Genomic DNA, 26950 nt, shown 5'->3' with positions numbered 1-26950 from the left:
CTACTGTATTAGTTTGAATGAAGAGGGTAATTTGCTAAATACACTATGTTGTTCATTTCCTTCTTGGTTCATACCTGCTTGATAAGAAGAAAATCCTTTATACATTTTTCTTTTCCATTGCCATAAGCCATTAGTTTGATCGAATTCACCATAGTAATGATTGTAATCGAGTTTGTTTCCAGTGTTTTTATTAAAATTATTGCTAATAAAAATACGACTATTACTTGCATAGATTTCGTTATTGGTAATCACATTGTTACGAAGATCGTAATTTAATTCAATTTGACCACTCTCTTGATCTTTTGTGTCATTTTTATAAATCAAATTGTTGGTAATCGTGTTATTTTCAGCGTATCCTTGCTGACTGTCATATCCACCAATTGCAATGCCACCCATAGTATTGTTAGATATTGTATTATCTCTAACTGTAATTTGACTTGCACTTTTCCCCGCATGTTCGCTAGCTACTTCAATACCGAGGTCGTTTTCATAGCTCTGATTTTGCTCAATAATAATTTCCTTCCCACCATCCACGTAAATACCATCAGCTGAATATTCGTTATAACTAGTATTATTGAAAGATGAATTGTGATGGACGATATTGTTACGAACAATTCCATTCCGTGCTTGATCTAAAGCAGCTACTGGAGATACTCCTTCATGTCCAATCAGAACAATTCCGATGTTGTTGTTATCATGCACCTTGTTATTGGTAACTCCAAAAGAATCAACATTCCCATTCACAGCAATTGCTTCACTTAGTCCTAATTTCAAATTTGCTACTTCGTTATTATCGATGACAATATGATTTAAATTATTTTGTGCACTAGATGAAGTACCATAGACAGCAATACCGTGTGCGTTTCCATTCTTTACATTCGTTTCAATGTGATGGATATAATTATTTCTAATCTCGATATTACTCCCTGTTCCGGTAATATAAATACCAATAGGGGTTTCGCTACATGCCCATCAACTTAAGAATTTTCACTACCCCCAAGTGTCAAAAAAAGTTATCCTTTCTAAAAAGCTAGCTAGAAAGGGTGACATTTTTTATGAATCTTTCGATTCAAGATGAATTACAACTATTTTCTGAAGAGCTGTATCGTCATTTAACTCCCTCTCTTTTGGAAGAACTCGCAAAAGAATTAGGGTTTGTAAAAAGAAAACGAAAGTTTTCAGGAAATGAATTAGCTACCATATGTATCTGGGTAAGTCAACGTACAGCGAGCGATTCTCTCGTTCGACTATGCAGTCAATTACACGCAGCCACAGGCACTCTTATGAGTCCAGAAGGACTCAATAAACGCTTTGATAAAAAAGCAGTTGAATTTTTGAAATATATTTTTTCTGCATTATGGAAAAGTAAACTTTGTAAAACATCAACTATTTCAAGTGCAGCACTCATGTATTTTCAACGCATTCGTATTTTAGATGCGACGATTTTCCAAGTACCAAAACATTTAGCTCATGTATATCCTGGATCAGGTGGTTGTGCACAAACAGCAGGCATCAAGATTCAATTAGAATATGACTTACACAGCGGACAGTTTCTAAACTTCCAGGTAGGTCCAGGAAAACATAATGATAAAACATTTGGAACAGATTGCTTAGATACCTTACGGCCGGGTGATCTGTGTATTCGTGATTTAGGCTATTTTTCATTGGAAGACTTAGATCAAATGGATCAACGTGGAGTGTGCTATATATCAAGACTTAAGTTAAACCATACCGTCTATACGAAAAATCCGTTTCCGGAATACTTTCGAAATGGGACAATCAAAAAACAATCACAGTATATCCAGGTGGATTTAGAGAACATTATGCACACGTTAAAATCAGGACAAACATATGAAATAAAAGAGGCGTATATTGGCAAGAATCAAAGATTAGTTACAAGAGTAATTATCTACCGATTAACAGAGGAACAAATACTGGAACGTAGAAAAAAACAAAGCTATACCGAAAGTAAAAAGGGAATTACGTTTTCAGAAAAAAGTAAACGATTAACAGGTATCAACATATATGTTACGAATACGCCTTGGGAGATGGTTCCGATGGAACAAATCCATGATTTTTACTCCCTTCGCTGGCAGATAGAAATCATATTTAAAACGTGGAAATCTTTATTTCAAATTCATCACTGGCAAACTATCAAGCAAGAGAGATTAGAATGCCATGTGTATGGAAAGCTCATTGCCATTTTTATCTGTTCTTCTACGATGTTTAAGATGCGCCAACTTTTGTTGCAAAAGCACAAAAGAGAATTAAGTGAATATAAAGCAATTGGGATGATTCAAGATCATCTATCCCTGTTATATCAAGCAATACAGAGAAACACCCAAGAAATAGCAAAGGTCTTAATCCGCCTGTTTACCCTACTACAGAAAAATGGCCGGAAATCTCATCGATATGAGAAAAAGACAGTCTTTGATATTATGGGTGTTATCTATGAGTATAGTGGATATAGAAAACAAAAGAAAGTTGCATAAGTTAAAAAATGAAACCCGTTAGGGTTTATTTCGTATACTCATTTTTAATGGAATTATATTATTTCAAAGTTTTTTCATTTTAATCAATGGAAAGCCGCGGCGTTTCTATCCTTAAGTTGATGGGCATGGGGTTTCGCTAACTTTCGTTGATTTTAAATTGCGAAATTCTAACCCGTTTACCTGAATATAATTTTTATCTTCTATGGTAAATAATCCATCATCCTCTAACTTGACTTTAGAGCCATCTAGAATTACCTTTTCATTCTGGTAATTTTGAAAAGTAATCGGTGCTTCTGAGATTCCTGAATGAGTTACATGTACTTTTTGGTTATAAACTCCGCTTCTTATGTAGATTGTGCTTCCTTCTGTGGCGACGTCAGCAGCTTTTTGAATGGTAGCGAAAGGTTGATCTAATGTGCCAGTGTTGAGGTCACTTCCTGCCGGAGATACATAGTAATCTGTTCCAGATGTAACATTGTTATTGGATTGTGCAAAAGTTGGTGCTGGAAGTGCAAGAATTAATATAATGAAAGAGAGTATTAAGATAAAACAGGATTTTTTTAACGATGAAAATATTGTTTGATATTTCATTATTATTTTCCTCCTTTTTTATGCCATTCCTTCTCAACTATATAGTTAAAACTGACGATTTATATCTTGTTTCAGTAAAAAAGTTTAACTTGATTAGGACAAAATCAATCACGTTCCAGAATCGATAAAATCTATTATAAATATATATCGTATATATTAAAAAGAAATAAAGATAAAACTTTTATAGGTTATCAAAAATAGGAAATAGACTTACCCTCAAAAGGGAAGATTTAATGTTAGAGCGTAGAAAATCATAAATATTAGAAAAAATATCCGTAGATTCAAGGATTATTAGACTTTCAATTCTACAAAAAAGCAGAAAGAAAATTATATGTTTCTACATGAAAATGGAATTCTAATTTGTTTAAAAGTAATAGAGCTTGAAAAAATAATATAAGTAGAAGATTTGAATGAATAATTTTAAGAATAAGTGTGATATGAATCATAAGTTTTCCGGACCGGCAAACTTATGGTTGTTTTTGTTTTGGACAAACTGTTACTTCTAGTTTTTGAAAAAAATTTTTAATGTCGCTTTTTAAATAAAGTCACATTGCTTACAAAAGAGGTGTAATGTTTTAAAAAAATTGCGATGTTTTGTTCCTTGGAACCTTTTTATCAAAAGGGATGTTTTTATAGTGAAAAGAAGATCTGAACTAAAAGGCCGATTAAGGAAATGTTAAGTAGCAATAAAGTTATTTCATTTTTAGAATCAGTTCCTTCTTTCTGAGAAAAAGCTTCTTCACTATATTATCTAGATTAATTTGGTTGTATTCTCCAGTTCGAACAAACTATAAAAAACATCATCTTTTCTAGTTAAATTTTAGAAATAAAAACTTTTTTACACTTGGAGGAGTAAAAAAACTTAAATTGATAGGAATGTATAGTGACTACCTTGTATGTTATTGAAGGAGAGTATATGAGTATGCAATTGTACATATTCATATAAAGTACATAATACATAAAATCCCATAAAGTTATAGTGAAAACATTTTTTTGCATGATATTTATTAAGAATTAATGATACCAACAAATTTTATGTTTAATTATAGTAGTAAAATTATTTCACTTCATGAAGTGATAATAGTATGGAAATTTTTTTAATATAATTAGAAAAAAACAAAATATTTAATGTCGGAAAAATCAAACATAAGATATGCGATTTTCTAGTTTACTTATGAAAAGCATAGTGATTAAAATGGGGGGGAAGTAAGGACCTTATATTCTATCAAAAATAAATAAAAAACGAGATGCAATTACTCTTTCAAAAAAACTTCTATCCGCAAGTGTGTGTGAAGAAATCCTAACGTTAGGTTGTACAACATTTACGACTAAAACTTGTAAAAAACAATAGTGAAGAGGTGTAAGGAATGAAGAATAAAATTATGACAGGATTTTTAATAACATCAATTGTTACCGGGGCGACTTTTCCTATCAATACTCTAGCAACGCCAATCGTTCAGGCAGAAACAAAACAAGATAATGTAGATATTTCCTCAGCATTACGAAAAATAGGTGCACACTCCAAGTTAACACAAACCTTTATCGATGGAGCTTTAGCAAGTCCGAACGTACAATTTGAAGAAATTCCATCTTTAAATACAACTCAATTTCTAATTAAACAAGATATGAAAGAGTGGTCATCCGAACTTTACCCTAAATTAATTCTATTAAATTCAAAAAGTAAAGGATTTATAACTAAATTTAATAGTTATTATCCAACATTAAAAGGATTTGTAGATAATAAGGAAGATAAAGAAGGGTTTACAGATAGACTGGAAGTTCTTCAAGACATGACTATAACAAATCAAGAAAGTGTGCAACGTCAAATTAATGAGTTAACAGATTTAAAATTACTGGTAGATAAGAAGTTGAAAAACCTTGATACTGATGTGGTAAAAGCACAAGTGCGCCCATAAGGGCCTTGTAAACTCTGATTTAGTAAATCAGCGGGTGAAGTGAAACAAGATAACAACCCGACACCGGTAGCCTTATCCGTAATCGAAAGTGAGCGGGGAGTGTAGCATGGCTGCAACGGGATAAGTCACTCTAATGTCATGAGTGCGACTGAATTTCTAGGTGTACCGTGGTAAACAAGGTTGAATGCTAAACTGCGTGAAGGATAAATCAAGGGGTCTTATCGACGACCATATCGAAATAGACATTGAAACGATATGTCTCTAGTTCAGCTCATCTATTTTTTGTGGAGAGAGGTGTGTTTCACACTAGAGAACCAACTAAAGTACATTAGTAAAGATTGAAAGTCCCAACCGACATTACTACAAACTATTTACAAGGTACTAAATGGGGATTACCTAAGTGGAAGCGCCATTTATGGCTATAGAGGATGATTTCAAGGTAAAAACCAAGAAATGTGGCTCTTGAATATTCCATATGGTAACGGAGCCTTCGTAGTAGTCAGAGATAGGGAAAGCCTATCACACTAACGTATGACAAATTACGTTAGGTCATGGTTGTGAAATCAGGATGGCGAAGGAAGGTAGTCAATTAGTTCATGATGATAATAAACAGGAAGGAAGCGAGATGCTGATGAGAAATCCAGTTTATGTATTGAACACCTTGTCGAAGAATACTATTAAAGAAAACTATAAGTTCAAAAGATTATATAGAAATCTTTATAATCCAGAATTCTACTATAAAGGTTATCAAGAAATATATGCCAATCCAGGTAATATGACCAGAGGAACCATAAGTAAAACTGTTGATGGCTTCTCAAAAAATAGAGTATCTAAAATCATCAACAACATTAAAAATGGTAACTATAAACCTACTCCTGTTAAGCGAGTATATATTGATAAAAAAGGGAGTAAGAAAAAACGTCCTCTTGGGGTACCGACATTTGACGATAAACTTGTCCAATTAGTAATAAAGTATATCTTAGAAGCAATTTATGAACCAAACTTCTCTGAGAACTCACATGGATTCAGGAAAAATAGGGGTTGTCATACAGCTTTGAAACAAATTAAAAAGAGTGGTAATGGAACTAAATGGTTTATTGAAGGTGATATTCAAGGTTTCTTTGACAATATCGACCACCATATCCTAATTAACCTACTAAGAAAACGTATCAATGACGAAACACTCATCGGATTAATATGGAAGTTCCTAAGAGCTGGGTACATGGAGGATTGGCAATTCCACAAAACATTCAGTGGAACACCACAAGGAGGGATTCTCAGTCCTCTTCTTGCCAACATATATCTAAACGAACTAGATATATACATGGAAAAATACGCTGAAAAGTTCGGAAAAGGTCAACCAAAAGACAGAGAAGTTGATAAAAGATATCAATACTTACACCTCAAAATAAAAAGAGGGCGTAAGAAAGCAGACTTACTAAGAGAACAAGGTAAACACAATGAAGCTCAGGAATTAATCGAGCAAGTCAACGAATGGGTTAAGGAAAGGGGACAACGTCCCTACTACAATCCAATGTCGGATAAATTTAAGTCACTAAAATATGTTAGATATGCTGATGACTTTATTGTAATGATAATCGGCAGTAAAGATGATGCCAAAGCCATTAAATCTGATATAGCTCAATTTCTCAATGAAGAATTAAAATTAACTTTATCAGAAGAAAAAACACTTATCACCCACTCTAGCAAGAAAGCAACATTTCTTGGGTACAACGTCAATATCACTAGAAACGAGTTATTTACCAAATACTCGGTGAAAGGTGCAAAAAGAAGACATCACAATCTAAAAGTAAGACTTGAAATCCCCCATGAAACATGGCGAAATAAATTACTTGCCCTGAATGTTTTAGAAATGAAGTATGTGAATGGGAAAGAAACTTGGAAACCAAAGCATAGACCGGAAATGGCACACCTAGATGATTTGGAAATACTACATAATTATGTATTACAGATCAGAGGGATGTACAACTACTACAAATATGCAGTTAATTCAACGGTACTCCAAAAATTCAGTTACGTTCTAGAATACAGCATGTATAAAACATTCGCCAATAAATATAAAAGCTCAATCGGAAAAATTAAGGGGAAATATTGCAAAAACGGTGTATTCATAGTCAATTACAAAGATAAAAAAGGCAAACAACACTCTCATTCTTTCTACAGGGAAGGATTTAGAACGGTTGATATAACTAAGATGAAAACACAAGAAAATAACATCGACAACTTGTTAGCCTCAAGAGTTCATATGTCAACAACTAGTCTTATGGATAGGTTGTCAGCCAACAAATGTGAACATTGTGGTAAAACCGATTCTAACTTAGTAATGCACCATGTCCGAAAAATGAAAGATGTTGAGAAAGGCAAAGCCAAATGGCAAAAATTAATGATTGCCCGTAGACGCAAAACATTAGCCGTATGTGAGGATTGCCATAATGAAATTCACTATGATATGAGAGTAGAACTTATAGCGAAAAACAGAAAAAAATAACTTTGACAAGCAATTGATGGAGAGCCGTATACTCTGAGAGGAGTACGTACGGTTCGGTGAGGGGTTTTGAGAAACCTATCATAGCAATATGACAAGGCGCTCGCTTCCTACTCTACAGTGTCCTTAATTCAGAGGGAACAGGAAAAATAGATAAGTTAAAAAATGAAATGCTAGATACAAAAAAATCTATTCAAAATGATTTGCAGCAAATAGCATTATTACCAGGCGCGTTAAATGAACAAGGGCTAAAGGTATTCCAAGAAATTTATAGTCTATCGAAAGATATCATTGAACCGGCTGCTCAAACAGCAGTAGTAGCGTATAACAAAGGAAAAGAAATAAACAATGCCATTGTAGACGCAGAGAAGAAAGCAGAGCAAGAAGCAAAAGAAAAGGGAAAATCAGCTATAGAAATTGAAGCTGCCAAAAAAGAAGCACGTGAAACGATAGAGAAAAGTAAAAAAGGTGAAATCGCTGCAGCTGCAGTTACAAAAACGAAAGAGTATGATCTTATGAAAGTGATTGATCCTGAAAAAATAAAAAAAACATATAATACTTTTGCTGAAATTAATAAACTAACAGCTGAGCAAAGAGCATATTTAAATGATTTAGAGAAACAAAATCAGAAATTATATGACTTAACAACTAAATTAACAGTAGCAGATTTACAAAAATCAATGATTCTTTTCATGCAAAATGACTTGCATACATTTACTAATCAAGTAGATGGAGAAATTGAGTTAATGAAACGTTACAAAGAGGATTTGGATCTAATAAATAATAGTATTACAAAATTATCGACTGAAGTTGATACCAATAATACTCAGGCTCAAAAAGATATATTAAGACGATTAAAAAGTGTAACAATTCAACTTGAAGAACAAGTTTATAAATTTTGATATTAAGAAATTAGGTTTATTAAAAAATTATAACGAAACGGAAAATAAGGAGGAGAATCAAATGATGAAATTTCCATTTAAAGTTATAACCTTAGCTACTTTAGCAACGATTATAACCGCTACAAATGGTAGTACTATTCATGCACTTGCACAAGAACAGACAGCTCAAGAACAGAAAATAGAAAATTATGCGTTAGGACCTGAAGGATTAAAGAAAGCGTTGGCTGAAACAGGCTCTCATATTCTTGTAATGGATTTGTACGCAAAAACTATGATTAAGCAACCGAATGTAAATTTATCCAACATTGATTTAGGTTCGGGTGGAGAAGAATTAATCAAAAATATTCACCTGAATCAAGAACTGTCACGAATCAATGCAAATTACTGGTTAGATACAGCGAAGCCAAACATTCAAAAAACAGCACGTAATATTGTAAATTATGATGAGCAATTTCAAAATTATTACGACACATTAGTAGATACTGTAAAAAAGAAGGATAAGGTGAGCCTCAAAGAAGGAATAGGGGATTTAATCTATACAATTCATACAAATTCAAATGAAGTTACGGAAGTCATTAAGATGTTAGAGGCTTTCAAAACAAAGTTGTATACAAATACTGTAGATTTTAAAAATAATGTTGGTGGTCCAGATGGACAGGGAGGATTGACGGCTATATTAGCGGGAAAACAAGCGCTAGTCCCACAACTTCAGGCCGAAATTGAGAATTTACGTTCTACACAGAAAACACATTTTGATAATGTATTAGCCTGGTCAATTGGTGGTGGATTAGGAGCAGCTATTTTAGTTATTGGAACGATTGCAGGAGCGGTAGTAATTGTTGTGACTGGTGGTACAGCTACGCCAGCTGTTGTTGGTGGTCTTACAGCTCTAGGAGCCGCTGGTATCGGTTTAGGAACAGCAGCTGGCGTCGAGGCATCTAATCATATGAATTCTTATAATGAAATTTCGAATAAAATCGGAGAATTAAGTATGAAAGCTGATTTGGCTAATCAAGCGGTTATTTCACTTACTAATACGAAAGACACTCTAACATATTTGTATCAGACAGTGGATCAAGCAATAATGTCTCTAACAAGTATTCAGCAACAATGGAATAAAATGGGGGCTAATTATAAAGATTTATATGATAATATCGATCAAATGCAAGAACATAAACTTTCGTTAATACCTGACGATTTAAAAGCTGCTAAACAAAGTTGGAATGATATTCATAAGGATGCAGAATTCATTTCAAAAGACATTGCTTTTAAACAAGAAAAAACAAACTAGAAATTAATATATATTCATAGGAGGAATTAAAGTGAATAATAATTTTCCTTATAAACTACTTGCTGTATCGACGTTTTTAACCCTGACAACAACTACTGTAGTTTCACCAGTAGCTGCTTTTGCAAGTGAAAGTAAAATAGAACAAACCAGTACGGAAGATATATCTCTTTCTGTAAACAGTGAAAAGATGAAAAAAGCTTTGCAAGATGCTGGGGTATTTGCAAAATCCATGAATGATTACTCTTATTTGTTAATTAATAATCCAGATGTTAACTTTGAAGGAATTGATATTAAAGGATATACAAATCTACCTAGTCAAATTGCACAAGATCAAAAGAATGCAAGAGAGCATGCTACAAAGTGGGATGCGCACATAAAAAAACAACTTTTAGATACTCTTACAGGAATTGTAGAGTATGATACTACATTTGACAATTATTACGATACATTAGTAGAAGCAATTAATGAAGGAGATGCAGATACATTAAAAGAAGGCATTACAGATTTACAAGGTGAGATTAAAAAAAACCAAGCATATACAAAGAATTTAATACAAGAACTAGCTAAGTTAAGAGATAGTATTGGAGAAGATGTCCGAGCATTTGGAGGTCATAAAGATATCTTGCAATCGATTTTAAAAAATCAAGCATCTGGAATAGATGAAGATGAAAAACGTCTAAATGATGTTTTAGAGCAAGTAAGACATTTTAAACAAGTAGAATCGGATGGAATAATAACTGTATCAGTTCCCTCAATCCCTACATGGATTGCTGGAGGTGTAATGATAGGGGTAGCAAGAAATAATTTAAGTACGCTGGAACCGCTATTAGCGCAATTGCGCCAAACGGTAGACTATAAAATTACATTGAATCGTGTAGTTGGAGTTGCGTATAATAATATTGCTGAAATGCAAAATGCAATTGGATCAGCTATTAATGCTCTCACCTATATGTCAGCACAATGGCATGATTTAGATTCTCAATATTCAGGAGTACTTAATCATATTGATAAAGCATCCCAAAAAGCAGATCAAAATAAATTTAAATTCTTAAAACCTAATCTGAATGCAGCCAAAGACAGCTGGAAAACATTAAGAGCAGATGCGTTTACATTAAAAGAAGGAATAAAAACATTAAAAATGGATCCTGTTTCTTCAAAGAAATAGGAAAGTATGGTTTTATTGTTAAGTTTTCTAAAATATAGAGATTTTAAAAACATACTGTTAAATAATTAAATGATTCGTTATATATAGAAAAGGTGGAGTTGTATTAAGGACTCTACCTTTTTTGATGATATGCTTCTAATGAGCTAAAACTTTTTGTTCATTTATTTACAAGAAGGTGAGATTATGGTGTATGTCATTCCATACGACAGATTCGCTAGGGATGATATTAGTTATTTCTTAGCAAAGCATTACGAGGAAATTGGTTAATGCGTTTTGGTGATGATAATGAGGAGCTCGATGCATTTAAACAGTGTATCTTCATTGGGCGTAAGCGTGCTGCTAAGAAAAATGATACATACTTTAACGATACGCTACCCTATATCGATCAAGCTAAGATAAACGGAAATTTTGTGTTTTTTATAGTATCAGGTCCATTTTTGTTGTTTTGGGGGCACTTCAAAATGTTAGCTTTATGGGCATGAGGCTGTAACCAAAACACACGGTTAGTTAGATGGTTGTTCATCTGAATTTTCTATTAAATTAATCTCAAGTTTATGAAGATATCAAGATTTAATGTTGTGTGATAGTATAGAAGGGAAAAAATATAGATAAATTTGGAAAATGAGGATGCAAATTGGATGTTCAAACTACTATAAATAATAAAGTTACTGAACTGTTAAATGCCTGGTATATTGAAATTCGAAATAGAAATGTTGCGAATGCATATAAATAAAAAAAGAAATTGAGAGTTCTATAGAAAATATTGAAGAAGACCAAAATCTATTACTGTATTATTCATTACTTGATTTTGGTTATAAATATTTAATAGATAATTTGAGTGTAGCTAAAAATAGTTTTGATCAAATTGAATCTTTTAATAAACCAACTGACGATTTCTTATCGTATTATTATCATTTTTATAAAGCAATCTACTCTAATGCAGTTGGTGACTACAATGCAGCCAAAGAGCATTATGAAATAGCAGAAAATTCACTTAAAAATATTCCGGATGAAATTGAAAAGGCAGAGTTTTATTATAACCAAGCTGTGTTCCAATATCATTACTATCAGGCTTTTGTGGCTTTCCAACAAGCAACAAAAGCAAAAGAAATATTTACTGAACACAATGGGTAGGAAGTGAAAATCGGTTATTGTAATAACCTTATGGCGTTAGCTTGTACGTATTTGAAAGAATGGGAATTAGCTGAAGAACTTTATATCTTTTGAGCGTTTTCCGTGTGCATCAAGTGAGTATATTGTTAATTTTATCTGTATTCATTTTTTATTATGAAACATTTTAAGGTTGATAAAGTTTTATTGTGTGGGATTATTAAATAAAAATGATAAATTATATGTTATGATAAAAAGCAATAAAGTACATCATCCTGACTTTATTGTGTATGTTTAGCCTATGTATGTCGTTTGTATTAAAAAATAAGAAGTCTCTTAAAATGAGACTTCTTATTTTTGTATCGAGGGGGTATTACAGATGATTAATTACTATCAAATATTTTTAATTACCATGGCAGGTATTGCCTTGTTTTTTTATATACAACAAGCTGGAAAACCAACGAAAAGAAACAAATGGAAGTTTTTAATTGTAGTATTTTTATTTTACTTTTTGAATTATTTATTACTTAAATTTTCATAGATAAATATAGAGGATTTATAAATATCGAATATATTAAAGAATTATAAGTTAGCAAAAGCAATTAGTAAAGTATCATGGTCACAGTTTTGAGCCATGTTAGAATACAAAGCAAAATGGTATGGAAAACAAGTCATTGTCGTATCTAAAACATTTTCTTCCAGACAATTATGTTCTTGTTGTGGGTCTCAAAATAAAGACGTTAAAAATCTCAACCTACGTAAATGTGTTTGCCCTTCATGTCAAACACATCATGATAAGGATATTAACGCAAGTATCAATCTAAAGAATGAAGCGATCAAGCTGCTAACCATAAGGACTGCGGAGATAGTCTAATCAATTAGAGTTCGATAGAACTCTTTACTTGAAGCCTGTAGATGTAGATGCTTACGGGATATATATGAAGGAAAACGCCACCTTACTGCAAGTCCTGTATATTGACGATAAGGTCATGTGGACACAACTAAAAGGATATGAGATGGATAAACATGAACATTAACTGTCAGATGGTGATACTTAAGACGATTAGTAAGCTATAGTTTGTAACAAGAAGACATTTAATGAGTATTTATTTTCAACAAAATACGGGTTTTGTATGGAATTTCCTGCAATGAATTCACCATGGATAAGGTTGTCTCATATCATGTAAAGATTGCTTTATTAAGATTATAAAAGGGTGTGAATGCATTGGAAGATGTTTATGTGAAAATTGACAGTTTAAAAGCAGAACAAAAAGAAATTATGCGAGATATTCGTAATTTAGAAACTCGTACAACAATTAATGAGAAAGACATAGCTACAATTAATAAGCAATTAGAAAAGATTAGCATAAATACAACTTGGATTTTACGAATTATTATTAGTGCAATCACTATGTCGGTTTTGGGGTTAATATTAAAGGGTATGATTTAAAAATAACAGTACTTATTGAGAGATGGACGAGTATCTCTCTTTATTTTTATCATTTTAGCCAAGATAGTTTTTAAAACATGTTATAGGTAATTAGTACAATTAAATGGAAGACATTAATAATTGTTTAGCAATGGTAAAGTAGACGTATATAATTTAAAAGAGAACCTATGCAGCAATACAAATAATAATTTGTATGTGAACGTAAAAAATACCAAGACCGTCCTAGAAAGGAGGGGGCTTGATATTTTTTAGTTAAAATTACGATTTTTTAAGTGAATTTCATATTCTGTTAACCATACTAATATCAAGCACTTTAATTCAATCGTTTCAATTTCGCAAGTGTTTTCTTCATCTCCCACATATCGGTGGGTGGTCTTTGTATAATCGAATCTTATCTCTAAATCGCAATTGTTACCCCATTACTATCAAGTTAAAGTTTTATAATGCCCTTAAAATGAAAAACACATTATTCTACTATAACAATACAATTTTGTATGCAATATTGCATATTTATACGTTATGCCTCTATTAGACATTTTTTAATGGTACCATAGCAAGGTGAGAGTCTATAAGGGTTCTCCTTAATAGGAGGAAATATGGAAAGAGTGCAAAAAGTTTACAGTAATCCAAAACTTAAAAGTTGGATTAAACAGGTATTAGCTGTAGGAGGAATAATAGGGTGCTGCTATTTGGTGTTATATGTTTTCTGTTTCTTAGTTATCATGTAAATATTATACAATTAAACTAGTAGAGTCTTGCCTAGAGAGGTAAGGCTCTTTTATTGTATCTGGAGATGAGCAAACAATATAAAATACATCTTAGGTTTGTCAGATTACTTTGTACGGTGCCTTGTTTCTCTATGTTCTAGACCACTAACTCCTATCATCGAGAGTTAATAAACTTCTATTTAAAGTTTCCATTTATATTGAAAACAGAATTCTATTGATAAAAAATGTGTTTTTACTAGATATATATTAAAAAGATAAGCATAAGTTATATTACGTTGTGATAGAATCTTTTTATCTTTGAAAAGGATTTAAATTTTAATAATAGATTTGAGTCCTTTTTGTATATTATAATCCCTATGTTTGTATATAATTATAATATATTGAAAATGATTTAAAAGCAAGAATATTAGTAGGGGTACCGCTACATTGCCATCAACTTAAGAAATTAAATGTTCCTCAAAACGAAAATAGTAGCCGTCGGCTACTATTTTCGCCAGAGTGTGGGGAACCCTTTAGGGTTCCCCACACTCTGGAATCATTTTGATTTTAGCGAATAAAAACAACATAAAATAATAGAGTTTCAAAAAAATAGCCCTCCACCAGACCTTTTTTGGTCAGATGGAGGGCTATTTTTTTCATGTTTTGACAAGTTGCGGTGAGATAAGCCTGCATTTGGACAGACTTCAGCCCCCGAAATCGAGCATATCGATAGCCATGTAGTTCTTTGGCGTCCGCAAAGCTTCGCTCTATAGTTGAACAGCGTACTTTGTACAACTTTTTCCCTGTAACTGTTAGTTTGTTTTTTCTAGCGATATCCTTATATTTCTCCCATATATGATGAGTGATAACTTTTTGTTTTTGTTTCTTTGAAAAACATACCTCACGTAGCGGACAAACAGCGCAGTCTTCTGGGTTGGATTTATAGTGACGATATCCTTCACGATCCGTTGTCGCATACTCTAAAATACACCCCACCGGACAAGCAAATGCATTCATTTCTTCTACATATTTAAATTGGCTTTTTGGTACTTCTTTATTTCGTTTTCCAAATCGGCGATACCCCATCACCATAAATATATTTCTCTCCGATAATTTCTTACAGATATACCCTGTAAAATAGCCTGCATCAAGAGCTACAGCTTCCACTTTAAATCCGAATTTATCAATTTGAGCTTGTAGACGCGCTAAATATGGCTCGGAATCTGCCATATTTCCAGCCGTTACATAAGTATCTGTAATAATATTGTACTTCGCATCAGTCGTACGATGGTCTAAGAAATGAAAACCGTTCGGTTTTCCATCTCTCATTAAAAATCCACTATCTGGATCCGTAGTACTTATACGAGTTTTTTTAGTGGGAGTATCACTTTCCTTTCTGGGTTTTAATTCTTTTTTTCGTGTACCTCACGATCTTCAATTACCGCAGCTTCTAGTTCATCTATATAAAACTTTGCCTTTTCTTTTTTATATTTATGTACAAACTTATTTTTATTAGCATTGGCCTTAATGTGCGTAGAATCTGTCATCAGCGCACGTCCTCCCACCATCCGGTGCTCTGTCGCTTGCCTCACGATCTCATCAAAAATTTCTTCGAAAATATTTGTATGAATAAAGCGAGTACGACGATTCCAACTGATTGTAGAATGATCTGGAATAGTATCTGATAGAGAAAACCCTAAAAACCAACGGTAGGCGATATTCGTTTTAATCTCTTTTTCCAATTGACGCTCCGAACGAATACCGTAAAAATATCCAATAAACATCATTTTAAATAAAACGATAGGATGGATTGACGGACGTCCATTGTTTTCACAGTAATAAGGGCGTAACTTCTCTTCAATAAAATCAAAACTAATTGTCGCTTCGATCGCACGAAGGAAATGATCTTGTGGAACCAACTCTTCTACAGAAACAGATACACGTTTATCACGATGATTTTTTAAAGCACCCATCATAAAAAATCTCTCCTTTACCTCTTTTTATCAGTGTTGACACATAAAAAGAGGTTCAGACACAAAAACAGGCTGTGGAGAAGACTTTCTCCACAGCCTGACGAAAATAGTAGCCGTCGGCTACTATTTTCGCTTTTATTTAAGCTAGCGTAATGTCTCTGAAATTTTGAATGAACGTGGTGTGTCAGTTCATCCAAAAACTATTATGTGCTGGGTTCATGAATATGGCATCTGATTCAGCAAATTTGGTAATCACCCAGGTGGGCAAGCTGAGTATTTAAAAGTTCCATTTGGAAACTTTACTCTATTTGTTATACCGTAATTTTGTGAACTGGAGGATGAGTCCCTCTTTTTTATCCGATGTTTTACAGAACCCCTATTGGAGTGTCATAAATGCAAATGTAAAGTCAGGGGATACTGTTATCGTGCTTAATTGTGGACCTGTTGGATTGATGCCACAAAAATTTGCTTGGATGAAAAATGCTAAGCGTGTAATTGCTGTTGATTACTTAGATTATCGAATCACTTATGCAAAAAAAGATTAGCAATGCTGGAGTATTTGAGTTTAGAAATTATCCCAATATGGGGGAACGGATGTGGGCATGGATGGAAAGAAATCACCTTTGGAGTTTTTTGAACAAAAATTAATGAGTTTTAAAGAAACAAATTTTTGCTCCTTGGGGGTATTAAAACCTCTTAAGTTGATGGTGACGTGGTGCTACTCCTGTAAAGATAGTAGGAGGGCTACAATTAAAAAGATAGGCAATTCTCTGTATAGAGGAATTGCCTAATGAAACGGATTAAAAGAAATAACAGACGAACCAATTATATTAAAAACTATAATATATGCATATATTTATAAAAATATTTTATTATTAAGAATACATTAACATGTTTTTAGTATATCTGTGTTTTCTACTGATTCTGCACTGAAAATTATAGTAATAGCATTTAATAATTAAGCTTAAGGAAAATAAAAAATTTATTTAATAATTGCCTGTGACAAAAATCTAAACTATTAAGAGTAGATAGGTTAAGTATTCACTGCATTAAATTCAAGAAACTTAAACTACCAAAAGGGAATTTCACTATTAAATCTACCATATACATAAGTCAATTATAAGATCACGGAAACTTGATTATATGTAAATATTATTCAATTTTGTAAAAGACATTCATTGACACTTATGTATATAAGTAACTATACTCGTTACATCGAATTGAATGCGTGATAATACAATTTTATTATTATTACAAACATGTAAATATAAAAATAGAAAATTTCAATTTGATAAATACAATGGTAGAGGTGTTTATTTTAATGAAGCACAAATTAATTGCAACAGGTATCCTTGCAGGAGCTATATTATCCTATTCTTCTAATATTTTAGCGGATACTCATAAATTTCCTGATGTTCCTACATGGGCTGATAAATCCGTTAACTATTTAGTTGATAAACAGGTATTAAATGGTTATCCAGATGGAACTTTTGGTTCAAATGACTCCTTAGACAGAGCTTCGGCTACAAAGATTATGACAAAAGTTTTAGGGATACAAATTGATCCTACTGCAAAACCATCTTTTACAGATTCACAAAATCACTGGGCTACTCCTTATATTGCTGCTGCTGAAAAAGCTGGGATTGTTAAAGGTGAAGGTAATGGAATCTTCAATCCATCCGGAAAAGTAACTCGCGCTGCTATGGCTACGATGCTAGTAAATGCATATAAACTACAAAGCACACCAAATCATAATGATCAGGTTAGATTTGAAGATTTAAAAGGGCATTGGGGAGAAAAATATGCCAATATTTTAATAGATTTAAAAATCTCTAATGGTACCGAGAACGGTTGGCAACCAAATAGATTTATAACACGTGCTGAAGCTGCTCAACTTACTGCAAAAACAGATATGTTACAACAAAATTTAAACGATGAAAAAGAGGTTATTACTGCTACCTCATATGAAGATTTAAATTTAACAGTGGCTTCGAAAATTACAGCTCAAGAGATTGATAGTTTTATTGCGAAATATCACTCGGATAGTCCTTTAGTTGGACATGGGCAAGATTTTATCAATGCGCAAAATCAATATGGCGTGAGTGCTCATTATTTAGCAGCGCATGCGATTTTAGAATCTGGATACGGAAAATCAGAAATCGCATATCAAAAACATAATCTATTCGGTCTACGTGCATATGATGGAGATCCGTTTAAATATGCAAAATATTTACCAAGCTACGGGGATAGCATTGCTTATAACGCTAATTATGTACGAGAAAGATATTTAGAAGAAAGTGGTATGTATTATAACGGCCCAACATTAACTGGCATGAATGTGAAATATGCATCAGATAAAGGCTGGGCTAAGAAAATTGCGGGTATTATGGAACGTATTAAACCGTTTCATGTAGAAGACTATACATATGCAAAAAAATTACCAAAGAATCCTGAAACATTAGATGTCGACGCGTTATCGAATGAAATTCCATATAAAATGTATGCAGACGGTTCAAGCTCAAATGTTGTATCATCAGCTGCTTACTACCAGGTACCTTATCCATTTAATTTAAAAATTAAAAGTAGACCAGATGTAGCTGTCGAGGAGAATAAAGTTGGTACAGTAACCCCTGGAACAACCATCTTTATTTATCGTGAAGATCCAAATGGATGGGTAGAATTCTCTTTTGAAGCTAATGGAGAAAAATATTGGACATTAAAAAATAAATTAAGTATGTAATTAAAAAGATCTATTTCATTAGTTTTAATCGTTTAGATTTTAATCTCATATAATTGGGAGACAAGTTTTTTAATTTCTTAAAATAAAATTAAGTATACAAGAAAAGTTAGAGAATTATTTTCTCTAACTTTTCTTCGCTAGTATTTGAAATTAAAAAGATGGTGGAGTTACCCCAAATATAACAGTGACTTTGTTTAAAGAAGTGTTTTCCCATTTATGCTTTGTATAAGGTGGGATTTTAACACTATCACCTGTATTGAGAAGTAAAACCTCATCATTTAGATATAGTTTTACTTGTCCCTCCATAATAAATGCTATTTCTTCCCCTTTATGTGCCACAGGCTCCATAGATGAAGCAGTTTCAGGGAACAGATTCATTAAAGCCAATTCTAGTGCTCCATCTAAATTAGGAGATAATAACTCATATGAAACATTGCCGCTTTCAGGAAAAGTTATTTTTTTCCTTTGGTTAGCTCTTACAACTAATTCTTCTGTATTGGTATCCTCTAAGAAAAAGTTAAACAATGGAATATTTAGTGCTACAGAAATTAATTTTAGTGTTTGTAATGAAGGATTTGTGATTCCTTTTTCAATCTGACTTAACATGGAAGGTGTTATATCAGCTAACTCTGCTAAACGTTTACTGGTTAATCCGGCCCCTTTTCTAAATGCCCTAATTTTGTGACCAACATTAATATCGTTCATATATGTAATCCCCTTTAAATAAGCAAATGAAATTAAATTATTATTAATTTTATTTACTTATACTTAATATATTGTTAATATATACTTAATTATAATAAATTATTATTAATTTTAAAACATCATATGTACATATGGCAGCAGCTGCGAAAAAATGGGAAAAAGATTTAATTAGAAACAAAGGGGTTACTATTTTTAAATATACAGCGGGCTATAATAAAGCAGTAGAAGAAGGAAGAATACAAGTTAATAAGAATCAAATGTGCTATTTGATTGACGATGAAAAATCAAAGCATTTATTTTAAGGTTATGCAGTAGCTGATACTCGTCTGAATAATTGATATACAAATAAAAGTTGGTGAATGGCATCCTCTATTTGTATATCTACCATGTGGAATAGGATTTGGTGGAGTTTCATTCAGTTTAAAAATTATGGTATGTGATCATGTACATGTAATTTTTGCTGGGCCTACCCATTCTCCGTATATGCTATTAGGTATGATGACCGGATTATATGATGGGATTTCCATAAAAGATTTTTAATGAAAAGGAATCTAATAAGTAAAGGACAACTTAAGAGTAGACTTCAATGCTGTATTGTAAAATTTTTAAGGAAGTGAAAATAGTATGAAATCAGCTTTAAATAGTATTATGATCTCTTCGATTCTTGCAGTAGGAGGGATCATTGCGCTTTTGTTTAATTTAATGGGGGATCAAGATTGGATCTGGAATTGGGTAGGGCTATTACTGGCATATCTATCTTTGGGCATTTTAATCGGTTTATATAATAAAACTGTGGATCACAAAACATTTCCTAAAATACTAAAAAGAACTTTGTTTATTTCCTTTAATGCTACTATATTAGGGATAATAATAGGGGTAACATACCAACTATTAGGAAAGTGGAATCTTACTATAATGATGTATTATTGGTTGATAATTTTATTACTACATTTAATTACTATAATAACATTAGTCATCCTAGTATTTGAAAACCATAATAGTAAAAATTATAGCTTACTATATAGTTTTATTATAATTTTAAACATTGTCCTTACCTTAGGACCAGTATTATTTCCAGTAGTTCTGACTATTATAGGAAATGCCATGAACGCTAGTGCAGGGCACTAATTTTCACCTATACAGATTATTATTAAGATAGAAAGAAGATTATAATATGAAAATTAAGCTTAAGAAAAAGAGAATTATAAGTGTATTGTTGGCTATTACTTTAGTAGCAATAGGGTATTACGTGTTTCAATCTATTACGAATCCTAAGCTGGTAAATGCGGAAGAGGCAAATAGTGTTCAGCAAGTGAGCAGTCTACCTAAAAATGAATTAAAAAAATTGATACCTAATCGTTTTGATGGTAAAGAAAGAAAAGTTGCATATTTAACTTTTGATGATGGACCTGGAAAATATACAGCTAATCTATTAGATGTACTAAAGAAAAATGATGTGAAAGCAACATTCTTTTTAATTGGCGATAATGTGAAAAGGTTCCCAGATTTAGTGAAACGAGAGCATGTAGAAAACAATTATGTGGGCATGCATAGTATGACACATGTTTTTAAAAAGCTATACACCAATCAGGAATATGTGAAGGAAATGAAAGAAGATCAATCTTTAATTAGAAACGTTATTGGATACACACCGAAATTAACACGTCCACCATATGGATCAATGCCTGGCTTAAATGAATCACTTCGAAATGAAGTGGTAGGAAATAATTTGAAAGTATGGGATTGGACAATTGATTCTTTAGATTGGAAATACAATAAATTACCCGTTGATGTAGCAGCTGCAAAGATTGTTCAAAATGTCTTAGCAGGTGCGACGTCTTCAAAGGAAATTGTTTTAATGCACGATATTCATCCACAATCTGTCGCGGCAGTTCCAGTAATTATAAAAGGGTTAAAAGAAAAAGGGTACGAATTTGAAGCTTATGATGAGAACAATCATTTTCCAATAAACTTTTGGCATGATAATCGTATATAAAGAGATATATTAGTTAAAAGAAAATCAGAATGGAATAAGCAATTCATATAGGGTTTAAATATTTGTAAGAGCGTGTTTAGATAGATGAAAACACGCTCTTTTTACTGAACTATTTTATTGTAGATTTAAGTATAGGCTTTCTAATTTTAGAAAAATTTATATGATTTTTTCATTCATTTCTACATAAGCGTTGGATATTTCGTATGTTTGGCCAGAATGAAAAGAGTTTATTAAACCATTCATTATTCACGTTCTTCTTCATATATTTGTACCACAATTATTTTTTTGTTGTTAAAACTAGTTTTTAAGAAGCATATGTTTTAGCAACTGCAGAAATTCTGTATCACTTTTATCATTTTTTATATAATCCTGTTCGTAGTTAAAAATCATTCGTACTAACATAAAAGCTGTAAGCGGTAATGGTACCTTATGCAAAGCTCCTTGCTGATAACCTTTTTCGAGCAAATTACTTATCATGTTAATTGCTTCTTCTTCAGATTGTTTAAAACAAGTTGTAATTTCAGGTGAATGGTACTCTTTATATTCTTGAAAGAGTGTAGAAACAAACGGATCTTGATGATATTCTAGGCTGATATAATGAAGAACTTTTTGTATTCTAAGTAAAACATCTTTTTCTTCTTTATATAAATTAAATAATTGTGAGCGTTTGAGCTGAATATGACGCATATAGCAGTCACATAATATTTCAGTTTTATCTGTATAGTAATAATAAATAGTACCTTTACCAACTTTAGCTGTCTTTGCAATTTCATCAACCGTTGTGTTACGGACACCACGCGTAGAGAACAGTATTGTGGCAGATTGAATGATTTTCATTTTTTTATTTTCTTTTTCTAATTTGATCATTGTCTACACCCTATCCTTGAAATATTTAGCGAAGTTTTCTATCTTTACATTCTGTATTAGTTCATTTGTAATTTTGTAACTCCTAATAGAAAGTCCTCTATTTGCTTCTTATAGAATAACATACACCATTCTTATTTCTAGTATATAACTATAATAGAATGCAACTGTATCACTTAAGATAAAAATGAAAGTTTAAGGTAATAATTTTTTAATCGGACGATGATTTCTTTCTTGATTGAATTATTTGATTTTTTATTCAATTCATTTTATTATATAAACATGACTAAAAGATGTTTTTAGTCGGATTTTTTACGGAAAACCGACTGATATTCGATTTTAGTCGGTTTCTATACTATTTGAGAGAAGGTAGACACTATGTGTGGAATTGTAGGGTGGATAGACTGGTCTAAAGACCTGTCTAATGAACAAGAAACGTTAAAAAAAATGACAGATGCTATCATTCACCGAGGACCTGACGCAGAGGGGCATTGGTTTTCAAAACGAGCGGCATTAGGTCATCGACGTCTCATCGTCATTGATCCTGAAGGTGGCCTTCAACCTATGCTCTATAAAGATGGAAATGATATGATTGGCCTTACGTTCAATGGAGAAATTTATAACTATCAAGAATTACGTAAAGAACTTGAGGAGAAAGGTCATAAATTTCAGACCAAGTCGGATACAGAGGTATTACTACATGCTTACTTAGAATGGCAAGAAGATTGTGTTCAACATCTAAATGGGATTTTTGCTTTTGGTATTTGGGATGAAAGATTTGGGAAATTGATGCTTGGTCGTGATCATCTAGGTGTGAAGCCTTTATTTTTTGCTCAAAGGGGAAGCGCAATTCTCTTTGGTTCAGAGTTAAAAGTTTTACTTTCGCATCCATTTGTAGATGCAGAGGTAGATAAAGAAGGACTTTCTGAAATATTTTGTCTTGGGCCAACACGTACTCCTGGTCATGCTATTTTCAAGGATATACATGAAGTGCGTGCTGGGCATTACATGACGTTTACCTCTAATGGCTCGACTACGACACAGTATTGGAAACTTGAAAGTAAAGAACATGTAGATGATATTGATACAACAGTTGAGACAATCCGTTCCATTTTACAAGATACGGTAAAACGTCAGTTAATTGCTGATAAACCAGTGGTATCTATGCTTTCTGGAGGTTTAGATTCCAGTGGTTTAACAGGTTTAGCAGGAAACGAATTTGGGAATAAGGGGGAACGTCTTCATACATATTCCCTGAATTTCATCAATGATGAAAAAGATTTTGAGCAAGACTTCCTTCGTTTTGATCGTGATGAACCTTGGGTGAAACGTGTGGCTGAATATGTAGGAACAAAGCATCATTCTATAGAGTTAGGATCAGATAGTTTAATAGAGCATTTATTAACTCCAATGCGAGCGCGTGATCTACCTGGAGTTGGAGAATTAGAAACGTCTCTTTATTTGTTATTTAAGGAAATGAAAAAAGATGCAACAGTTGCACTTTCAGGCGAATCCGCAGATGAAGTATTCTCAGGATATCCATGGTTCCATCAAGAGAAGTTTCTAGATGCAGAGATATTCCCTTGGAGTGTTAATTTATGGTATAGTACAGAAATTTTATCAGAGGATTTTAAAGCGAAGATTAGCCCTGAAAAATATCAAAAACAAAAATTTGAAGATGCAGTTGCTGAGGTTCCCTTTTTAGAAGGTGAAAGTGATCTGCAAATGAAGCAACGTCAAATGTCTTACATGTTTATTACACGTTTCTTGCCATTTATGCTAGAACGAAAAGATCGCACAAGTATGATGAATGGCTTTGAAGTACGAGTTCCATTTTGCGATTACCGACTTGTAGAATACCTATGGAATGTCCCATTCGAAATGAAAAGCATAGACAATATTGAAAAAGGTATTTTACGTAGAGCTTTTGAAAATGTACTTCCAGAGGATGTACGTTATCGCAAAAAAAGTGCATATCCAAGCACTAAGGATGCCTCTTATCTACAAGGTATTAGTGATTGGATGTTACATGTGTTGAACAATCCTGAATCACCTATTTTGCCATTAATTAATGTAGAAAGAGTTCGTGCTATTGCAGAAGGAAAAGACGAAGTAATTTCAGGTAATGATGCACGAGGTATAATAGATTATTTACTTCAAGTTAATAGTTGGCTTGAGGAATATAATATTAAATTAATATGGTAGATGTAATTTTCAAATAAAGAGAATAGCTGAAACATCAATGACCTAAGTGAACCGCACCTCCAATGTATTAGATAGTTATCTAATAATTGGAGATGTGGTTTTATTATTTTGATTTGCAATAACCCTAATCAGTTAGTTAATTAGAATCAAATAAGAAACATAGAAATAGGGGGAATAATATGAATTGGAGGTCCCTTCCTGAGAGTAGGGAGTCTCTTTAATCTCGCTACCGATAATTAAATAATATGTTAATTAGATTTGATTATTGTATGCATCACCTTTTCTTCAATAAATATTAAGCATGCTAAGGAAGCAGGCGCAAAGGCAGTAATCGTATATAACAATGTAGATGGTGAAATTACAAGTTATCTTGGGGAAAGTACTGCATCTATTCCATCGTTCCGCTTAACAAAAGTAGATGGTGAGAAATTACAAGCAAAAGCTGTACAAGGAGATGCGTTGAAATTAAATTGGACTTTTAATTCCATGCAAGCAAGCGGTGAAGAAAAGTAAGTGTAATAATTTGTATACTATATGTGTGAGACATATCGTATACAAATGAAAAGAACTGTTTTGAAATGAAGGCGTTTATCCTCAATGGTAAAACTCCTTATAAAAATATGGGTGAAAAACTTGATGATGATTTCCCTTTTAAAACACATCGTAAAAATATTTTGCGATGTGTTTTGTTATAAGTTGGAGAGTATAGAAATATTAAATGAGTATCCAAATTTTGAGATAATTTGAGGGAATTTAGCACCTTACGCTAGCTTAGCAACTTTCCTGTCCCCTTTATCCCCAAGAAGACGTAATCCAGTTATGATGAGCGTACATCCTCATACGCGAAATTGAAAGTAACAACTAGTGCATGCTCACAAAACTTTTCATCCTATGGCAGAGAAGTTCCAGAAAATCAAGAACACCCTTCAGAGAATAAGCTGAGGGACTTATTGGCTCATGTAAAAGAGAAGTATATGAAAGTGAAGGGCTAAATTTTAAAATTCTAAAAAGGGTGAATGGATGATGTTAGGGATAGGGTTGATTGTATTAAGTATTTTACTTGTCAGCATTGTATTTTTACCATGATGCTTTATTCCAAGTGAGACAGAAAACATGTAGTATTTTTATTCGTAATCATCCAAAAAAGAAAGAGGGATATTTGTTACAATCACGGCATTGTAGAAGAAATAGAATAAAAGAGGAAAATATATACTGTTACAAATTAATATTCCATGTGTTTTTTGAACATACATTACTTATCTTTAATGTATATATTGAATATATAAATATATTGTGTTATGATGTGAATTAGAAACTCGCGTGTTTCAAATACAACATTTTTATCTTTTTGATGACCTCTTATCTTTCCGTAAGAGGTCCTTTTTTTATCCCTCCGTATTGCATAGCCGCTAAAATACTATGAAAAGATACTAGAGACTACTACACTGTGATATCCTTTAGTATTTTTTCTTTATCTATATTATCTATTGTTAGGTAAACGACGAATTGGTATTTTTTGTGTAATTTTCACAAAATAACTTTGAATCATTATTTATTTCAATATAAAGTAATGAAAGGACATATTTGACTATCGTCTTTAATTTTTCCGACAGCAAGCAAAGCTAGCATGTTTAATGCATAATCAGACGTCTATAAATGAGCATTACTATTTAAATTTTTACCAGAGAGTAATTTAGTTAATTAGTAGAAAAAGGAAGGGGCCTATTTGGCTCCTTCCTTTTTCTCATACATACATAACGCTTGTTGACAACTTATGAAATAATAGCATTCATCGCTATTAAAATATAACATTAAAAGCAATTAATTAGATATGTAATTTTGCATATATTGTACTATTTGAATAGAAACAAAACTATTTATCACTTTCTGTATGGAGACAAACAGATTTAGGTTTACTTAGGGTAAGAAGACCTGATCATTGATTGCTGGTTAAACCATATTTCTACGTATTTGAAACAAATTATTTCACTGGATTGTATGTTAAAGAGAGTGAGGGATTTATGAAATGTAGATTGTTCCTTGATTTCTTACTCGTGATTTTACTTGGAGAATGCATCGGAAAAGAAGTTACGTTATATACGATTTCAAAAGGGGATATTATTCAGTGCATCCAAAGATGCGCTCCGTTTCCTGTTTCCTATCCAACTAAATTACCATTTCAAGCAAATTTCTTCCCTTTCAAACAATTTATCCATTGAATAAAGATAATTCGGCCATACGTATCGGAGGACATGAAACTTTCTTAATACCATTTGGAATATATTTCAATATACTTCCGATACTATAACAGATCGAAAATTTCTTGATTGGAGGTAT

General features: G+C 32.5%; 15 protein-coding genes and 10 pseudogenes. 20 read left to right on the top strand and 5 right to left on the bottom strand.

The genetic code is table 11. The annotated features are described in order from the left end of the window. A pseudogene (locus tag QCI79_RS00455) lies at positions 1-963 on the bottom strand (right-handed parallel beta-helix repeat-containing protein); the annotation flags it as partial. Positions 964-1055: 92 nt separating this feature from the next. Here QCI79_RS00455 and QCI79_RS00450 point away from each other — a divergent pair. After that, complete coding sequence (locus tag QCI79_RS00450; protein WP_042991529.1) at positions 1056-2492, top strand: IS4 family transposase; 1437 nt, start codon at positions 1056-1058, stop codon at positions 2490-2492. A gap of 126 nt (positions 2493-2618) precedes the next feature. Here the strand turns inward: QCI79_RS00450 and QCI79_RS00445 are convergent. Further along, positions 2619-3083 (bottom strand): annotated as a pseudogene (locus tag QCI79_RS00445) (right-handed parallel beta-helix repeat-containing protein); the annotation flags it as partial. Between the two features lie 1367 nt (positions 3084-4450). Between QCI79_RS00445 and QCI79_RS00440 the strand changes: the two are divergent. From QCI79_RS00440 to QCI79_RS00395, 10 genes and pseudogenes are all read left to right on the top strand, one after another. After that, a pseudogene (locus QCI79_RS00440) lies at positions 4451-4987 on the top strand (HBL/NHE enterotoxin family protein); the annotation flags it as partial. 643 nt (positions 4988-5630) lie between these two features. Further along, positions 5631-7508: a reverse transcriptase domain-containing protein gene (locus QCI79_RS00435; RefSeq protein WP_309009745.1), complete on the top strand. Its 1878-nt coding sequence runs from the start codon at positions 5631-5633 to the stop codon at positions 7506-7508. A 116-nt stretch (positions 7509-7624) separates the two neighbouring features. Further along, positions 7625-8407: pseudogene (locus QCI79_RS00430) on the top strand (hemolysin BL lytic component L2); the annotation flags it as partial. Between the two features lie 61 nt (positions 8408-8468). After that, the gene (gene hblD / locus QCI79_RS00425) at positions 8469-9698 is read left to right on the top strand and encodes a hemolysin BL lytic component L1 (RefSeq protein ID WP_000975318.1); all 1230 of its coding nucleotides are present in this window, start codon (positions 8469-8471) and stop codon (positions 9696-9698) included. A 31-nt stretch (positions 9699-9729) separates the two neighbouring features. Continuing rightward, positions 9730-10863: a hemolysin BL binding component B gene (gene hblA / locus QCI79_RS00420; protein ID WP_001063466.1), complete on the top strand. Its 1134-nt coding sequence runs from the start codon at positions 9730-9732 to the stop codon at positions 10861-10863. 162 nt (positions 10864-11025) lie between these two features. Beyond that, positions 11026-11231 (top strand): annotated as a pseudogene (locus QCI79_RS00415) (DUF6094 domain-containing protein); the annotation flags it as partial. 266 nt (positions 11232-11497) lie between these two features. Next, a pseudogene (locus QCI79_RS00410) lies at positions 11498-12084 on the top strand (response regulator aspartate phosphatase); the annotation flags it as partial. Positions 12085-12352: 268 nt separating this feature from the next. Further along, positions 12353-12514, top strand: coding sequence for a hypothetical protein (locus tag QCI79_RS00405; protein ID WP_000611668.1), 162 nt, complete (start codon positions 12353-12355; stop codon positions 12512-12514). 21 nt (positions 12515-12535) lie between these two features. Next, positions 12536-12847: pseudogene (locus tag QCI79_RS00400) on the top strand (zinc ribbon domain-containing protein); the annotation flags it as partial. Between the two features lie 351 nt (positions 12848-13198). Beyond that, positions 13199-13423, top strand: coding sequence for a hypothetical protein (locus QCI79_RS00395; RefSeq protein ID WP_000390477.1), 225 nt, complete (start codon positions 13199-13201; stop codon positions 13421-13423). A gap of 1274 nt (positions 13424-14697) precedes the next feature. Here the strand turns inward: QCI79_RS00395 and QCI79_RS00390 are convergent. After that, a protein-coding gene (locus tag QCI79_RS00390) for an IS1182 family transposase (protein WP_209291804.1) occupies positions 14698-16106 on the bottom strand; the annotation gives its coding sequence in 2 pieces (ribosomal slippage) (positions 14698-15548 and positions 15548-16106; 1410 coding nt in all). 94 nt (positions 16107-16200) lie between these two features. Between QCI79_RS00390 and QCI79_RS00385 the strand changes: the two are divergent. From QCI79_RS00385 to QCI79_RS00375, 3 genes and pseudogenes are all read left to right on the top strand, one after another. Continuing rightward, positions 16201-16352: pseudogene (locus tag QCI79_RS00385) on the top strand (IS6 family transposase); the annotation flags it as partial. Then, positions 16345-16750, top strand: a pseudogene (locus QCI79_RS00380) (glutathione-dependent formaldehyde dehydrogenase); the annotation flags it as partial. The pseudogenes QCI79_RS00385 and QCI79_RS00380, both read left to right, overlap by 8 nt. A 674-nt stretch (positions 16751-17424) precedes the next feature. After that, complete coding sequence (locus QCI79_RS00375; protein WP_000680988.1) at positions 17425-18843, top strand: S-layer homology domain-containing protein; 1419 nt, start codon at positions 17425-17427, stop codon at positions 18841-18843. 150 nt (positions 18844-18993) lie between these two features. On the opposite strand, the gene QCI79_RS00370 is transcribed toward QCI79_RS00375, so the two are convergent. Next, complete coding sequence (locus QCI79_RS00370; RefSeq protein WP_000997924.1) at positions 18994-19548, bottom strand: helix-turn-helix domain-containing protein; 555 nt, start codon at positions 19546-19548, stop codon at positions 18994-18996. Positions 19549-19679: 131 nt separating this feature from the next. Here QCI79_RS00370 and QCI79_RS00365 point away from each other — a divergent pair, with 131 nt between their 5' ends. From QCI79_RS00365 to QCI79_RS00355, 3 genes are all read left to right on the top strand, one after another. Next, positions 19680-19850, top strand: a complete 171-nt coding sequence (locus QCI79_RS00365; protein ID WP_002101019.1) for a hypothetical protein — start codon at positions 19680-19682, stop codon at positions 19848-19850. 322 nt (positions 19851-20172) lie between these two features. Beyond that, complete coding sequence (locus QCI79_RS00360; protein WP_000833544.1) at positions 20173-20676, top strand: DUF3902 family protein; 504 nt, start codon at positions 20173-20175, stop codon at positions 20674-20676. Positions 20677-20722: 46 nt separating this feature from the next. After that, a complete protein-coding gene (locus QCI79_RS00355) occupies positions 20723-21544 on the top strand; it encodes a peptidoglycan-N-acetylglucosamine deacetylase (protein WP_000694606.1) in 822 nt (273 codons plus the stop codon). Between the two features lie 297 nt (positions 21545-21841). Here the strand turns inward: QCI79_RS00355 and QCI79_RS00350 are convergent, their stop codons facing one another. Then, positions 21842-22411 (bottom strand): TetR/AcrR family transcriptional regulator, encoded by a 570-nt coding sequence (locus QCI79_RS00350; RefSeq protein WP_021728043.1) that lies wholly within the window; start codon positions 22409-22411, stop codon positions 21842-21844. Between the two features lie 375 nt (positions 22412-22786). Here QCI79_RS00350 and asnB point away from each other — a divergent pair, with 375 nt between their 5' ends. The 3 genes and pseudogenes from asnB (at position 22787) to QCI79_RS00335 (ending at position 26832) form a co-directional block, all read left to right on the top strand. Beyond that, positions 22787-24613 carry an asparagine synthase (glutamine-hydrolyzing) gene (gene asnB / locus QCI79_RS00345; protein WP_000334322.1) on the top strand — a complete coding sequence of 609 codons (1827 nt, stop codon included), beginning with the start codon at positions 22787-22789 and terminating at the stop codon, positions 24611-24613. Positions 24614-24886: 273 nt separating this feature from the next. Further along, positions 24887-25102 (top strand): annotated as a pseudogene (locus QCI79_RS00340) (PA domain-containing protein); the annotation flags it as partial. 1532 nt (positions 25103-26634) lie between these two features. Further along, the gene (locus tag QCI79_RS00335) at positions 26635-26832 is read left to right on the top strand and encodes a hypothetical protein (protein WP_000650125.1); all 198 of its coding nucleotides are present in this window, start codon (positions 26635-26637) and stop codon (positions 26830-26832) included. The last annotated feature ends 118 nt before the right edge of the window (positions 26833-26950 follow it).

Source organism: Bacillus cereus group sp. MG1 (genome assembly GCF_040460035.1).
GTDB lineage: Bacteria > Bacillota > Bacilli > Bacillales > Bacillaceae_G > Bacillus_A > Bacillus_A cereus.
The sequence above is the reverse complement of the archived record's forward strand: the minus strand, read 5'-3'. Positions and strand labels throughout refer to the sequence as shown.